General features: G+C 68.1%; 12 protein-coding genes. 11 read left to right on the top strand and 1 reads right to left on the bottom strand.

Annotated features, from left to right (window positions below; all coding sequences use genetic code 11):
• Positions 1-83 precede the first annotated feature (83 nt).
• The 5 genes from AB6A66_RS06875 (at position 84) to AB6A66_RS06855 (ending at position 7,044) form a co-directional block, all read left to right on the top strand.
• Positions 84-1,454, top strand: coding sequence for an aspartate aminotransferase family protein (locus AB6A66_RS06875; RefSeq protein WP_371055300.1), 1,371 nt, complete (start codon positions 84-86; stop codon positions 1,452-1,454).
• 154 nt (positions 1,455-1,608) lie between these two features.
• The gene (locus tag AB6A66_RS06870; protein WP_371038086.1) at positions 1,609-2,745 is read left to right on the top strand and encodes an ABC transporter ATP-binding protein; all 1,137 of its coding nucleotides are present in this window, start codon (positions 1,609-1,611) and stop codon (positions 2,743-2,745) included.
• A 150-nt stretch (positions 2,746-2,895) separates the two neighbouring features.
• Positions 2,896-4,035, top strand: a complete 1,140-nt coding sequence (locus tag AB6A66_RS06865) for an extracellular solute-binding protein (RefSeq protein ID WP_371055299.1) — start codon at positions 2,896-2,898, stop codon at positions 4,033-4,035.
• A gap of 114 nt (positions 4,036-4,149) precedes the next feature.
• On the top strand, positions 4,150-5,847 hold the full coding sequence (locus tag AB6A66_RS06860; protein WP_371055298.1) for an ABC transporter permease: 1,698 nt from the start codon (positions 4,150-4,152) through the stop codon (positions 5,845-5,847).
• A 3-nt stretch (positions 5,848-5,850) separates the two neighbouring features.
• Entirely contained in the window at positions 5,851-7,044 is a 1,194-nt protein-coding gene (locus AB6A66_RS06855) for an ABC transporter permease (protein ID WP_371038089.1), read from the top strand.
• 298 nt (positions 7,045-7,342) lie between these two features.
• On the opposite strand, the gene AB6A66_RS06850 is transcribed toward AB6A66_RS06855, so the two are convergent.
• Positions 7,343-8,209, bottom strand: a complete 867-nt coding sequence (locus tag AB6A66_RS06850; RefSeq protein WP_371055297.1) for a branched-chain amino acid aminotransferase — start codon at positions 8,207-8,209, stop codon at positions 7,343-7,345.
• A gap of 169 nt (positions 8,210-8,378) precedes the next feature.
• Between AB6A66_RS06850 and AB6A66_RS06845 the strand changes: the two genes are divergently transcribed.
• The 6 genes from AB6A66_RS06845 to dxs are packed head-to-tail and all read left to right on the top strand — an operon-like array spanning position 8,379 to position 13,652.
• The gene (locus tag AB6A66_RS06845) at positions 8,379-8,891 is read left to right on the top strand and encodes a MarR family winged helix-turn-helix transcriptional regulator (protein ID WP_371038091.1); all 513 of its coding nucleotides are present in this window, start codon (positions 8,379-8,381) and stop codon (positions 8,889-8,891) included.
• Positions 8,891-9,604: a response regulator gene (locus tag AB6A66_RS06840; protein ID WP_371038092.1), complete on the top strand. Its 714-nt coding sequence runs from the start codon at positions 8,891-8,893 to the stop codon at positions 9,602-9,604. The genes AB6A66_RS06845 and AB6A66_RS06840 overlap by 1 nt, the downstream gene beginning before the upstream one ends.
• 51 nt (positions 9,605-9,655) lie before the next feature.
• Positions 9,656-10,585 (top strand): histone deacetylase family protein, encoded by a 930-nt coding sequence (locus AB6A66_RS06835; protein WP_371055296.1) that lies wholly within the window; start codon positions 9,656-9,658, stop codon positions 10,583-10,585.
• Positions 10,582-10,827 carry an exodeoxyribonuclease VII small subunit gene (locus AB6A66_RS06830; protein WP_371055295.1) on the top strand — a complete coding sequence of 82 codons (246 nt, stop codon included), beginning with the start codon at positions 10,582-10,584 and terminating at the stop codon, positions 10,825-10,827. The genes AB6A66_RS06835 and AB6A66_RS06830 overlap by 4 nt, the downstream gene beginning before the upstream one ends.
• Complete coding sequence (locus AB6A66_RS06825; protein ID WP_371055294.1) at positions 10,827-11,696, top strand: polyprenyl synthetase family protein; 870 nt, start codon at positions 10,827-10,829, stop codon at positions 11,694-11,696. The genes AB6A66_RS06830 and AB6A66_RS06825 overlap by 1 nt, the downstream gene beginning before the upstream one ends.
• A 27-nt stretch (positions 11,697-11,723) precedes the next feature.
• Positions 11,724-13,652 carry a 1-deoxy-D-xylulose-5-phosphate synthase gene (gene dxs / locus AB6A66_RS06820; protein ID WP_371055293.1) on the top strand — a complete coding sequence of 643 codons (1,929 nt, stop codon included), beginning with the start codon at positions 11,724-11,726 and terminating at the stop codon, positions 13,650-13,652.
• Positions 13,653-13,712: the final 60 nt, after the last annotated feature.

Genomic DNA, 13,712 nt, shown 5'->3' with positions numbered 1-13,712 from the left:
CGAATGGCCGGCGCGCCGCGGCGGACGGGGTCCGACAGGAAAAGGCAGCGGGGGTGCGACCCCGCGCAAGCAAGAGGACGAAGATGCTGAAGAACGACATGCTCGACCAGTGGGACCGGGAGAATTTCTTCCATCCCTCCACCCATCTCGCGCAATTCGCGCGGGGCGAGGCGCCGAACCGCGTCATCCGGACCGGCGAGGGCAGCCATATCGTGGACCGCGAGGGCAATCGCCTGCTCGACGCCTTCGCCGGGCTCTACTGCGTGAATGTCGGCTACGGCCGGACCGAGATCGCCGACGCCATCGCCGAGCAGGCGCGCGAACTCGCCTACTACCACGCCTATGCCGGGCACGGCACGGAAGTCTCGATCCGTCTCGCCAAGATGGTTCTCGACCGTGCGCCCGCCAACATGAGCAAGGTCTATTTCGGTCTCTCGGGATCGGACGCCAACGAGACCAACGTGAAGCTCGTCTGGTACTACAACAACGTGCGGGGCCGTCCTGAGAAGAAGAAGATCATCTCGCGCTGGCGCGGCTATCACGGTTCGGGGCTGATGACCGGCTCGCTCACCGGGCTGGAGCTTTTCCACAAAGCCTTCGACCTGCCGCTCGTGCAACTGCTGCACACCGAGGCGCCCTACTACTACCGCCGTGCGGACCCGGCGATGAGCGAGACGGATTTCGTGGCGCACTGCGCGGCCGAACTCGAGGCGCTGATCGAGCGCGAGGGCGCCGACACGATCGCCGCCTTCTGGGCCGAGCCCGTGCTGGGCACGGGCGGCATCGTGCCCCCGCCGGCAGGCTACTGGGAGGCGATCCAGCCGATCCTCGAACGGCACGACATCCTGCTCGTGGCCGACGAGGTGGTCACCGGCTTCGGCCGGCTCGGGACGATGTTCGGGTCCGAGCATTACGGTCTGCGGCCGGATCTCATCACCATCGCCAAGGGGCTGACCTCGGCCTACGCGCCGCTGTCGGGCTCCATCGTGTCCGAGCGCGTGTGGAAGGTGCTCGAGGAGGGGACCGACGCGATGGGGCCCATCGGGCACGGCTGGACCTATTCGGCGCACCCGGTGGGCGCGGCGGCGGGCGTGGCCAACCTCGAACTCATCGACAAGCTCGATCTCGTCAGCGCCGCGGGCGAGACCGGCGCCCATTTGAACGCCGCGCTGCGCGACGCGCTGGCTGCGCACCCGCATGTCGGGGAGGTGCGCGGCGAGGGGATGCTGGCCGCGGTGGAGCTCGTCGAGGACCGCGACGCGCGGCGTTTCTTCGACCCCGCCCGGAAGGTCGGTCCGACCGTCGCGGCCGCGCTTCTGAAGCATGGCGTGATCGCTCGGGCGATGCCGCAGGGCGACATCCTGGGCTTCGCACCGCCCTTCTGCCTGAGCCGCGCGGAGGCCGAAGAGATCGCCGCCAAGACCGCGAGGGCGGTGGCCGACGTTCTCGGTTGACCCGCCGCCGCCCGGGCCATGGCAGTCCGATCGACTGCCATGGCCCGAAAATTAAGCCGATCGGGCCTGAAAATCGGGGTTGGCTTGGGAAACCGCTAGGCTATGCTTGAAACACCATCGGCGTCGCGGTTTTAATCGTCGCCGACAAAGCAGGATGCAAAACCTGCGAAACAACAACGGGGAGCCAGACTTGGCCGAGTCGCAGAACGACGAAGCGTTCGTCGCATTCGAGCGCGTGCAGAAGAGCTATGACGGCGAAACGCTCGTCGTCAAAGACCTGAACCTCAGCATGCCCAAGGGCGAGTTCCTGACCATGCTGGGGCCCTCGGGATCCGGCAAGACGACGTGTCTGATGATGTTGGCGGGCTTCGAGACCGCCACGCATGGCGAGATCAAGCTGGACGGCGTATCCATAAACAACATCCCGCCGCACAAGCGCGGCATCGGCATGGTGTTCCAGAACTACGCGCTGTTCCCCCACATGACCGTGGCGGAGAACCTGGCCTTCCCGCTGGAGGTGCGCGGGATCGGCAAGTCCGACCGGGAGGCGAAAGTCCGCCGCGCCCTCGACATGGTACAGATGGGCGACTTCGGCGGCCGCCGCCCCGCGCAGCTTTCGGGCGGGCAGCAGCAGCGGATCGCCCTTGCGCGCGCGCTCGTCTTCGAGCCGGAGCTGGTGCTCATGGACGAGCCGCTCGGCGCGCTCGACAAGCAGCTGCGCGAACACATGCAGTTCGAGATTACCAACCTCGCCCACGATCTCGGGATCACCACGGTCTACGTCACCCACGACCAGACCGAGGCGCTGACGATGTCGGACCGGGTCGCGGTCTTCAACGACGGCAAGATCCAGCAGCTCGCACCGCCCGACGAGCTTTACGAAAGCCCGGAAAACAGCTTCGTCGCGCAGTTCATCGGCGAGAACAACACGCTTCTCGGCACGATCAAGGAGTTGCGCCAGGGCTACGCGCTCGTGGAGCTCGACGATGGCGAGGTGATCGACGCGAAGCCGGTCAACGTGGCCAAGCCGGGCGAACGCACCCTCGTTTCGATTCGCCCCGAGCGGGTGGAGATCGACAAGAACCGCCTGAAGCCGGACGCGCACACGCTTCCCGCGGAAGTGCTGGAGTTCATCTACATGGGCGACATCTTCCGCACGCGGCTGCGCGTCGCCGGCAAGGACGACTTCATCATCAAGACGCGCAACGCGCCGGACCAGCGAAGGATGAAGCCGGGCGAGAAGATCGAGATCGGTTGGCTGCCAGAGGACTGCCGTGCGCTCGACGCGTGATCCGCAGAACCGCTTTTCCGAAACACGCGCCGCAACGGCGCGGCAACATCGTCGCGGCCCGATGGGCTCGCCGACGCACCGAGGGCCAGGCCGTCCCGCCCGTGACGCCGGCCCCGTCAACGCAAGACGGGCGTTACAAGGGAGTATCCAATGAAACTCGCGAAGACATTTCTGGCCACGACGGCGCTGACCGTCGCCGCCGGCGGTCTTGCCGCACAGGACATGGAAAGCCCGGTCGCGGGTGAGCCGATGACCGACAGCATGACGCTCGTCTCCTGGGGCGGCGCGTATCAGAACTCGCAGCAGAAGGCCTACGTCGAGCCCTATCTCGAGATGAACCCCGGCGTCTCCGCGACCTGGGACGAAAGCTCGAACGAGGCCGTCGCCAAGCTGCGCGCCATGGACGAGGCCGGCAACATCACCTGGGACCTCGTGGACGTGGTGGCCTCCGACGCCATCCGCCTCTGCGACGAGGGCCTCGCGATGGAAGTCGATCACGACGACATCCTCCAGCCCGCGCCGGACGGCACCGATGCCTCCGACGATTTCGGCGACCTGATCGTGTCGGACTGCTTCATCCCGCAGATCGTCTATTCGACGACCTTCGGCTACCGCACCGACATGGTGCCGGAAGGCGTCGATGCGCCGAGCAGCGTCTGCGATGTCTGGGACACCGAGACCTACCCGGGCAAGCGCAGCCTCGAGCGCCGTCCGATCAACAACATGGAATGGGCGCTCTACTGCGACGGCGTGGCCAAGGACGAGATCTACGACGTTCTCGCCACCCCGGAGGGCCAGGATCGCGCGCTCGCCAAGCTCGGCGAGATCAAGGACGACGTGATCTGGTGGTCGGCCGGCGCCGACACGCCGCAGCTTCTGGCCGACGGCGAGATCTTCATGGGCTCGACCTACAACGGCCGCCTCTTCTCGGTCATCGAGGAGCAGGACCAGCCCGTGGGCATGATGTGGGACATGCAGGTGTTCGACCTGGATGGCTGGATCATCCCCGAAGGTCTGGAAGATGAAGAGCTGAACCGCGTCATGGATTTCCTGTGGTTCGCCACGGATACCCAGCGTCTCGCGGATCAGGCGAAGTACATTTCCTACGGCCCGGCACGCGACTCCTCGGCGCCGCTGGTGGACAAGCATGCCGAGCTCGGCATCGAGATGGCACCGCACATGCCGACCGATCCGGACAACGCGTCGAACACCCTGCTCTACAACTACGAGTTCTGGGCGGACTTCCGCGACGACATCGACGCGAAGTTCCAGTCGTGGCTCGCGCAGTAAGCGCCGTACGACCGTGACACCGCGAGGGAGCGCAACCGCGCTCCTTCGCTTCCGGGCACCGGACCAGACCGGCCGGTGCCCGGTTTCCCCAGGGCGCAGGGCACAGGGCGACACATGACCGACGTGACGGACACCACAACGGGCAAGCGCGCACCGACACCGGACGACGCGCTTCGAATCGCCTCGAGCGACGATTCGGGGCCGGTGCTTGCCGCCGACGGCACGCCGCTCAAGAAAAGCCTGCAACGCGCGCTGCGCGCGCAGAAGCTCAGGGCGCTCGCGCTGATCGCGCCGCTGCTGATCTTCGTGCTCATCACCTTCATCGCGCCGATCGTGGACATGCTGTTCCGGTCGGTCGAGAACCAGATCGTATCCGAGACGCTGCCGCGCACCACCGCGGAGCTCCAGGACTGGACGGCCGACAGTGGCGAGCTGCCGCCCGAAAGCACGTTCGAGGCGCTTTACGCCGACCTCTTCCTCGCCGCCGAGCGCAAGGAGCACACCCGGCTCGGCAGCCGGCTCAACTACGAAAGCACCGGCATGTCGTCGCTCTTCCGGCGGTCGGGACGCGGGGTGGACGACCTTGGCGAGCTCTATCAGGACCAGTTCGAGGATCTGAACGAAGCCTGGGACGAGGCGTCGACCTGGATCGACATCATGGCGGATCCCGGCTGGGTGGAGCGCGACGCCGGCGTCGATTACGACGAAGAGAGCCCGCCGCCCTTCGAGCTGCGCGACGGCATCGCGGAGGTGCTGCCCCGCACCGCCGAGGCGTACCGCCTCTATGCGGAGTTCATGCAGGCCGAGGAGGAAGAGAGCCCCGCCGAGGACGAACCGTGGAGCTACGTCTACACGCAGCTCTACGAGGATCTGACGGGCGGCGCCGACGTCGCCGCCTATGACGGGCCGCACGCCGACCTCCTGCGCGCCGCGGCCGAGGCCGCGCCCGGGTTCGAGACGATGACCTACCGCGAGGCGATGATCGAAACCCATGAGGGGTGGGGCACGATCGAGCCCTGGCGGACGATCCAGACCTACTCTCCGCCCTACACGATGGGGTATTTCCTGAACGCGGTGGACATGCAGAAGAGCCCCGACGGCCCCGAGCTTCGTCCCGAGAACGAGCGGATCTACGGGCTGCTCTTCCAGCGCACGATGTTCATGAGCCTGATGATCACCTTCTCGTGCATTCTGCTCGGCTACCCGGTGGCTTGGATCCTGGCCAACCTGCCGATGCGGCAGGCCAACCTGCTTCTCATTCTGGTGCTTCTTCCCTTCTGGACGTCGCTGCTGGTCCGAACCTCGGCCTGGAAGGTGATGCTTCAGCAGCAGGGCGTGATCAACGACACGCTGGTCTGGCTGGGCCTCGTGGCCGACGAGTCGCGTCTCATCATGATCAACAACCAGTTCGGCACCATCGTGGCGATGACCCACATCCTGCTGCCCTTCATGATCCTGCCGATGTACTCGGTGATGCAGACGATCCCGCCCAGCTACCTGCGCGCCGCCAAATCGCTCGGCGCGACGGACTGGACCGCATTCTGGCGGGTCTACTTTCCGCAGACCGTGCCGGGGATCGGGGCGGGGTCCATCCTCGTCTTCATCCTGGCCATCGGCTACTACATCACGCCCGAGATCGTCGGCGGCACCACCGGCACGTTCATCTCGAACCGGATCGCCTATCACATCTCCAGTTCGCTCAACTGGGGCCTCGCGGCCGCGCTGGGCTCGATCCTGCTGGTCGTGGTTCTGGTACTCTACTGGGCCTACGACAAGATCGTGGGCATCGACAACGTGAAGCTTGGGGGCTGACAGATGTCCGACGGGGTCGTCATCACCGAAACGAAGACGCTGCCATTCTCGTTCACGCTGCCCGTCGTGGCCGCCGCGGGGGCGTTCTTCGGGATCTTCGTGGGCACGGCGCAGGGCTCCACGCTTCTGGGCATCGTCGTCGGCGCGGCGGTCTGCGCGGCGCTGGCCTACGCGGCCCTCGCGGTTGCCGGGGTCGAGCGGGAACGCAGCCTCAGGTGGGGGCTGATCGCGCTCTTCGGCGTGGCCGGCTTCGCGGTCGGTGCCATACCCGGCGCGATCGTCGGTGCGCTTTTCGGGTGGTTCATCGGCTGGTTCATCTACTGGATCGGCCGCGGCCGCTACCGCATGTTCCTGCCACCCTACCTGACCGCGGGACAGGTGCTCTGGTACTACACCTTCCGCGTGATCTGCGGCGCGGTCTTCGTTTTCCTGATCACGCCGATTCTCGTCGTGATGCCGCTGAGCTTCAACGCCGAGAACTTCTTCACCTTCACGCCCGAGATGCTGGCCTTCGATCCCGAGGGTTACAGCCTCAAGCACTACCGCGACTTCTTCACCTCGTCGGACTGGCAGCAAGCGCTGCGCAACTCGCTTCTGATCGCGCCCGTCGCCACGCTGCTCGCGGTGAGCTTCGGCACGCTGGCGGCGATCGGCCTTTCCTCCGAGCATGTGCCGTTCCGCCAGGCGATCATGGCGATCCTGATCTCGCCGATGATCGTGCCGCTGATCATCTCGGCGGCAGGGATGTACTTCTTCTACTCGCGGGTCGGCTTGCAGGGCACCTATCTGGGCGTGGTTCTGGCCCATGCCGCGCTCGGCATTCCCTTTGTGATCATCACCGTGACGGCGACGCTCGTGGGCTTCGACCGCTCGCTGACGCGGGCCGCGGCCAATCTCGGGGCGGACCCGGTGACGACCTTCCGGCGCGTGCAGATGCCGCTCATCCTGCCGGGCGTGATCTCCGGCGGGCTCTTCGCCTTCATCACCAGCTTCGACGAGGTGGTGGTTGTGATCTTCGTCGGGTCCGCGAACCAGCAGACGCTGCCCTGGCAGATGTTCACGGGCCTGCGCGAGCAGATTTCGCCCACGATCCTCGCGGTGGCGACGATCCTCGTCTGCATCTCGATCGCGCTTCTGACGACGGTGGAAGTGCTGAGGCGCCGGTCGGAGAAGCTGCGCGGGATGTCGCCGGGCTGACGTCGCGCCGGCCGGCCCGGCGCGGCCCGCAAACCGCGCGCATCCTCCCGAGTCCCGGGCGCGGAGACGGCCGGTCCGTCGACCGGCCGCCGTACCCGAACTGCGCCGCGGCGCAAGGCCACTCTTTACCCGACACCCGTATCGCATGCGCTGCGGATACACGCTGCACCCTGTCCGGAAATCCTGACCAAATGATGAGCGTGGCGGGTTGTTTTCGCGCAAGTGTCGGGCGGATCGCCGGGGTCGCGCGGGTGCGCCGTGGCGAAGGCCCGCCCATGTCCGGACGGGCCGCCGAGCCCTAGCTGCGGACCAGCGCCTCGTAGGCTTCGGCGATCTCGCGCGTCAGCGCACCCACCTCGAAACCATAGTCGCCGATCTGGCCCACGGGCGTGACCTCGGCCGCCGTGCCCGTCAGCCAGCATTGCTGGAAGCTCTCGAGTTCCGCCGGCTCGATATGCCGTTCGTGCACGGGCACCTGCCGGTCCTTCAGCATCCTGATCACGGTCTGCCGGGTGATCCCGTTCAGAAAGCAGTCGGGAAGCGGCGTGTGCACCTCGCCATTCTTGACGAAGAAGATGTTGGCGCCGGTCGCCTCGGCCACGTAGCCGCGATAGTCGAACATCATCGCGTCGGCGCAGCCCTTCGCCTCGGCCGAGTGCTTCGACATGGTGCAGATCATGTAAAGGCCCGCCGCCTTGGCGTGGGACGGAATCGTCTCGGGGCTGGGCCGCTTCCACTTGGAAATGTCCAGTTTCGCGCCCTTCATCTTCGAGGCGCCGTAATACGCCCCCCATTCCCACGCCGCCACGGCCAGGCGCACCGGGTTGCGCGCGGAACTGACCCCCATGTCCTCGCCCGCGCCGCGCCAGGCCACCGCGCGGACGTAGGCGTCTGACAACCCGTTCGCCTCCATCACGGCGGACTTGGCCGCCTCGATCTCGTCCGCGGTCCAGGGCAGCGGCATGTCGATCGCCGCGCCCGACGCGATCAGCCGTTCGGAATGCTTGCGGCTTTCGAAAATCCGGCCGCCATAGGCGCGCTCGCCCTCGAAGACGGAGCTTGCATAATGCAGCGCGTGGCTGAGGACATGAACTTTCGCGTCGCGCCAGTCCACGAGCGTCCCGTCCATCCAGATCTTGCCGTCGCGATCGTCGTAGCCTGCCATGTCGGATCCTTTCCCAGACGAGCCTTCACGAATGTTGCGCCGGATATGTCCGCAGCGGACACAAAATTGCGCAAAAATCGGGAATCGCTACCAGCCACCCCTTGGAATGTCAATAAGGCTGACGTAAGCTGCCATGGAAGACGGCCCCTTGCGAGCGTGGGAGGGCGGCATGAACGACGGACGCGGCGGCGCGGGCCACGGCGGGGGGGAAACGCTCCTCTTCCTGACCGATGATCAACTCCGGCAGGGGATCGAGGCGATGTTCTTCGCCTATCGCGGCTTCACGGCCGACCCGGACCGGATACTCGCCGACTACGACTATGGCCGGGCGCATCACCGGGCGATGCATTTCATCGGCGTCGCGCCCGGAACGACCGTGAACAACCTGCTGACCATTCTCGGCATCACCAAGCAATCGCTGAACCGCGTGCTCAGGCGGCTGATTTCCGACGGTCTCGTGCAAAGCCGCGTCGGCCGGTCCGACAAGCGCGAGCGTCACCTCTACCTGACGGACAAGGGCGCCGCGCTGGAGCGCGAGCTTTCCGACGCCCAGCGCGCGCGGATGCGCGCCGCCTATCGCGCCGCGGGCCCCGAGGCGGTGGCCGGTTTCCGTCAGGTGCTGGAGGCGATGATGGACCCCGAGATGCGGCGCCTTTATCACCGCCTGCGGGAGGGCCGCTGATGGGAGACGCCGCGCCGCATCTGCTGGTGGTGGATGACGACGAGCGCATCCGCGGCCTTTTGCAGAAGTTCCTCATCCGGCACGGGTTCCTCGTCACGGCGGCGCGCGACGCGGCGCATGCGCGGCGCCTTCTTTCGGGGCTCGACTTCGATCTCGTGGTGCTGGACGTGATGATGCCTGGCGAGGACGGCGTCTCCTTCACCGCCTGGCTGCGCGAGAGCCGGGCGACCCCGGTGCTTCTGCTGACCGCCCTGGGCGAGACCGAGCACCGGATCGCCGGGCTCGAGGCCGGGGCGGACGACTACCTGTCCAAGCCGTTCGAGCCCAAGGAACTGCTCTTGCGGATCAACGCGATCCTGCGGCGCATGCCGGAAACGCCCGCCGATGTCGCGATGCCCAAGCTGCTGCAGCTGGGGCCGCTGCGCTACGACATCGAGCGCGGCGAACTCTGGCGCGGCGACGAACCGGTGCGCCTGACCGCGACCGAGGACCAGCTCATGCGGATCTTCGCCGCCGCGCCCGGCGAGCCCATCGGCCGCGCCCGCCTCGTGGAGGAACTTGGCCGCGTCGCGGGGCGCGACGGGGCGCAGGCGCAGGAACGCGCGGTGGACGTGCAGATCACGCGGCTGCGGCGCAAGCTGGAGGCCGACCCGAAACAGCCGCGCTACCTGCAGACCGTGCGCGGCTCGGGCTACATGCTCGCCCCCGACTGACCGGGCGCGGCCGGCTTGTGTCCGCCGGGCGGCTGGGGTTTAGATGCGCCCATGACAACCGCCCTTCTCACCCATGACGACGGTTTTCGTCACGTCACGCCGCCGGGCCACCCCGAACAGGTCGCCCGGCTGGAGCATGTGCTGCACGCCCTCGCACCGATGAGCGACCTGAAGCGCGTTTCGGCCCCGATGGCCAGCGAAAGCGACCTGCTGCGGCTTCACCCGCGCAGCTACCTCGACATGCTGCGATCCGCACTGCCCGAAGAAGGCTTCGCGCAGCTCGACGCCGACACGTTCCTGTCGCCCGGCTCGCTCGACGCGGCGTTCCGCGGCGCCGGCGCCGCGGTCAAGGCCGTGGACATGGTGGTCGCGGGCGAGGCCGGGAACGCGTTCTGCGCGATGCGTCCGCCGGGGCATCATGCCGAGACCGAGACGCCGATGGGGTTTTGCCTCTTCGGCAACGCGGCGCTCGCCGCGCGCCACGCCCTCGACCATCACGGGATGGAGCGTGTGGCGGTGGTGGATTTCGACGTGCATCACGGAAACGGCACGCAGGACCTTCTGTGGGACGAGCGGCGCGCCCTTTTCATATCGTCCCACCAGATGCCGCTCTGGCCCGGCACTGGCGCGCCGGACGAACGCGGCGCCTTCGACAACGTTGTGAACCTTCCGCTCGCGCCCGGAACGGGCGGCGCGGAGATGCGCGCGCTTTACGAGGCGCAGGTGTTCCCCCGGCTGCGCGCCTTCGCGCCGGAACTGGTCGTCGTCTCGGCCGGCTTCGACGCGCATGCCGCCGACCCGCTCGCCAATCTCGAATGGCGGACGGAGGATTTCGCCTGGGTGACGCGGGAACTCTGCGCGTTCGCGGCGGAGCTCTGCGGCGGGCGGCTCGTCTCGGTCATGGAGGGGGGCTATGATCTGGAGGCGCTGGCCGCGAGCGTGGCGGCGCATGTCACCGAACTGAGGGAGGCCGCGGCATGAGCGAGGAAACGCCCGTCGAGAAGATGAGTTTCGAGGAGGCCATGGCCGAACTCGAGAAGCTGGTGACCCAGCTCGAGCGTGGCGACGTCGCGCTCGAACAGTCGATCCGGCTCTACGAACGGGGCGCCGCGCTCAAGGCGCGCTGCGAGCAGAAGCTCAGGGAAGCCGAGGACAAGGTCGAGCAGATCCGCCTCGACGCCGAAGGCAAGCCCACCGGCACCGCGCCCGCCGACGGACTTTGATGTTCCGCGTCCGGCTGGAGGCCGCCGCCGGGGCGGTGGAAACGCATCTCGCCGCGGCGCTTGCGGGCTACGGCGATCTTCCGGTGGCGCGGGCCATGGCCTACGCGGCGGCGGGGGGCAAGCGGCTGCGGGGGTTCCTCGCGCTGGAGGGCGCGCGGCTTCACCGGGTGGAAGAGGCGCGCGCGCTCTGGCCTGCCGCCGCGATCGAGGCGGTCCACGCCTACAGCCTCGTGCACGACGACCTGCCCTGCATGGACGACGACGACCTGCGCCGCGGCCAGCCCACGGTGCATGTCAAATGGGACGAGGCGACGGCCGTGCTGGCAGGTGACGCGCTGCAAAGCGCGGCGTTCGAGATGGTCCTTCGCGAGGAGTGCCACCCGGACCCGGCGGTCCGCGCCGCGCTCGCCCTGACCCTCGCCCGCGCGGCAGGCGCGGCGGGCATGGTGCGCGGGCAGGCTCTCGACATCGCGGCGGAAAGCGCCGAGCGGCCGCTCGGACTTCGGGAGATCGAGGCGCTGCAGGCCGACAAGACCGGCGCGCTCTTCGGCTGGGCGGCCGAGGCCGGACCGCGCATGGCGGGCGCGGATGCCGCGCCGATGGCCGCCTATGCCCGCGCGCTGGGCCTGGCCTTCCAGATCGCCGACGACGTGCTCGACGTCGAGGGCGACGCGCGGAAGGCCGGAAAACGGCTTCAGAAGGACGCGGCGGCGGGCAAGGCGACCTTCGTGTCGCTCATGGGGCTCGCCCCCGCCAAGGCCCGCGCCGCCGCGCTTGCCGAAGAGGCGTGCGACGCCGTGGCGCCCTATGGCGCGGAGGCCCGAACCTTGCGGGAGCTTGCGCGCTTCGTTATCTCCCGCGAAAGTTGACGGCCCGGCCGAGGAGGCCCGACACCCATGACGTCCGTTCCAGCGACCCCGCTTCTCGATCGCGTCGAAAGCCCGGCAGACCTCAAGCGGTTCAGCGATGCCGAGCTGACCCGTCTCGCCCACGAACTGCGCGAGGAGACCATCGCGCAGGTCAGCCGGACGGGCGGCCATCTCGGCGCCGGGCTCGGCGTGGTGGAACTCACCGTCGCGCTGCACGCGATCTTCGACGCGCCGCGCGACAAGATCATCTGGGACGTCTCCCACCAGTCCTACCCGCACAAGATCCTGACGGGGCGGCGCGACCGGATGCGGACGATCCGCCAGAAGGGCGGGTTGTCGGGCTTCACCAAGCGCTCGGAAAGCCCCTACGATCCCTTCGGCGCGGCGCATTCCTCCACCTCGATCTCCGCCGCGCTCGGCTTCAAGGTGGCCGCCGATCTCGGTGGTGCGTGCCCGACCGGCCACGGCGACTCGATCGCCGTGATCGGCGACGGCGCGATGAGCGCGGGCATGGCCTATGAGGCGATGAACAACGCCGGCCATCTCGGCCGCCGTCTCATCGTCATCCTGAACGACAACGAGATGTCGATCGCGCCCCCCGTCGGCGCGATGTCGAGCTACCTCTCGCGGCTTTACGCCGAGGCGCCGTTCCAGGACCTGAAGGCGGCGGCCAAGGGGGCGGTGAGCCTCCTGCCCGAGCCGTTCCGCGAGGGCGCGAAGCGCGCCAAGGACCTGCTCAAGGGCATGGCGGTGGGCGGCACGCTCTTCGAGGCGCTGGGCTTTTCCTACATCGGGCCGATCGACGGGCACGACATGGACCAGCTCCTGCCCGTCCTGCGCACGGTGAAGGCGCGCGCCACCGGGCCGGTGCTGATCCACGCGATCACCCGCAAGGGCAAGGGCTATCACCCGGCCGAGACCGCGCCCGACAAGGGCCACGCGCGTGCGACCTTCGACGTGGTGACCGGCGAGCAGAAGAAGGCGCCCTCGAACGCGCCGTCCTACACCAAGGTCTTCGCGCGCGCGCTCATCGACGAGGCGGGCCGCGACCCGCGCATCTGCGCGGTGACCGCGGCGATGCCCGACGGCACCGGCCTCGACCTCTTCGGCGAGCGCTACCCCTCGCGCTGCTTCGACGTGGGCATCGCCGAGCAGCACGGCGTGACCTTCTGCGCGGGCCTCGCCGCCGGGGGCATGCGGCCCTTCGCGGCGATCTATTCGACCTTCCTGCAACGCGGCTACGACCAGGTGGTGCACGACGTGGCGATCCAGCGCCTGCCGGTGCGCTTCGCCATCGATCGCGCCGGGCTCGTGGGGGCGGACGGCGCGACCCATGCGGGCAGCTACGACATCGCCTATCTCGCCAACCTTCCGGGCTTCACCGTGATGGCGGCGGCCGACGAGGCGGAGCTCGTGCACATGGTCGCGACGGCGGCCGCGCATGACGAGGGGCCCATCGCCTTCCGGTATCCGCGCGGCGAGGGCATGGGCGTGGAGATGCCCGAGCGCGGCGTGCCGCTGGAGATCGGCCGGGGCCGGATGATCCGCGAAGGCGGGCGCGTGGCGCTCCTGTCTTTCGGCGCGCGCCTGAAGGAGGTGCTGGAGGCCGCCGAGGCGCTGGAGGCGCGCGGCGTCGCGCCCACGGTCGCCGACGCGCGCTTCGCCAAGCCCCTCGACCGGGAGCTGATCCTGGCGCTTGCCCGCGGGCACGAGGCGCTCATCACCATCGAGGAAGGCGCCGTGGGCGGTTTCGGGTCCCACGTGGCGCAGCTTCTGGCCGAGGAAGGCGTCTTCGACACCGGGCTCAAGTATCGCTCGATGGTGCTGCCCGACATCTTCATCGACCAGGCGAGCCCGCGCGAGATGTACGAGGTGGCGGGCATGAACGCGACCGACATCGAGGCAAAGGTACTGGAGACCCTCGGCGTCGCACGGGTGGCCGGCCAACGCGCCTGAGGACAACGCCGGCGCGCGATGCACATCCCCGCGGCTGGGCTTCGCCTCTGGCGGGCGTCC

Origin of the sequence: Rhodosalinus sp. K401, assembly GCF_041365735.1 — a bacterium.
Classification (GTDB): domain Bacteria; phylum Pseudomonadota; class Alphaproteobacteria; order Rhodobacterales; family Rhodobacteraceae; genus Rhodosalinus.
Note: the sequence above shows the minus strand (reverse complement) of the source record. Positions and strands in the feature narration are given on the sequence as shown.

What these genes read in the sequence shown, in the direction of transcription:
- AB6A66_RS06875 (WP_371055300.1), top strand. Translation starts at nt 84, where the DNA reads ATGCTGAAGAACGACATGCTCGACCAGTGGGACCGGGAGAATTTCTTC.
- AB6A66_RS06870 (WP_371038086.1), top strand. Translation starts at nt 1,609, where the DNA reads ATGCAAAACCTGCGAAACAACAACGGGGAGCCAGACTTGGCCGAGTCG.
- AB6A66_RS06865 (WP_371055299.1), top strand. Translation starts at nt 2,896, where the DNA reads ATGAAACTCGCGAAGACATTTCTGGCCACGACGGCGCTGACCGTCGCC.
- AB6A66_RS06860 (WP_371055298.1), top strand. Translation starts at nt 4,150, where the DNA reads ATGACCGACGTGACGGACACCACAACGGGCAAGCGCGCACCGACACCG.
- AB6A66_RS06855 (WP_371038089.1), top strand. Translation starts at nt 5,851, where the DNA reads ATGTCCGACGGGGTCGTCATCACCGAAACGAAGACGCTGCCATTCTCG.
- AB6A66_RS06850 (WP_371055297.1), bottom strand. Translation starts at nt 8,209, where the DNA reads ATGGCAGGCTACGACGATCGCGACGGCAAGATCTGGATGGACGGGACG.
- AB6A66_RS06845 (WP_371038091.1), top strand. Translation starts at nt 8,379, where the DNA reads ATGAACGACGGACGCGGCGGCGCGGGCCACGGCGGGGGGGAAACGCTC.
- AB6A66_RS06840 (WP_371038092.1), top strand. Translation starts at nt 8,891, where the DNA reads ATGGGAGACGCCGCGCCGCATCTGCTGGTGGTGGATGACGACGAGCGC.
- AB6A66_RS06835 (WP_371055296.1), top strand. Translation starts at nt 9,656, where the DNA reads ATGACAACCGCCCTTCTCACCCATGACGACGGTTTTCGTCACGTCACG.
- AB6A66_RS06830 (WP_371055295.1), top strand. Translation starts at nt 10,582, where the DNA reads ATGAGCGAGGAAACGCCCGTCGAGAAGATGAGTTTCGAGGAGGCCATG.
- AB6A66_RS06825 (WP_371055294.1), top strand. Translation starts at nt 10,827, where the DNA reads ATGTTCCGCGTCCGGCTGGAGGCCGCCGCCGGGGCGGTGGAAACGCAT.
- dxs (WP_371055293.1), top strand. Translation starts at nt 11,724, where the DNA reads ATGACGTCCGTTCCAGCGACCCCGCTTCTCGATCGCGTCGAAAGCCCG.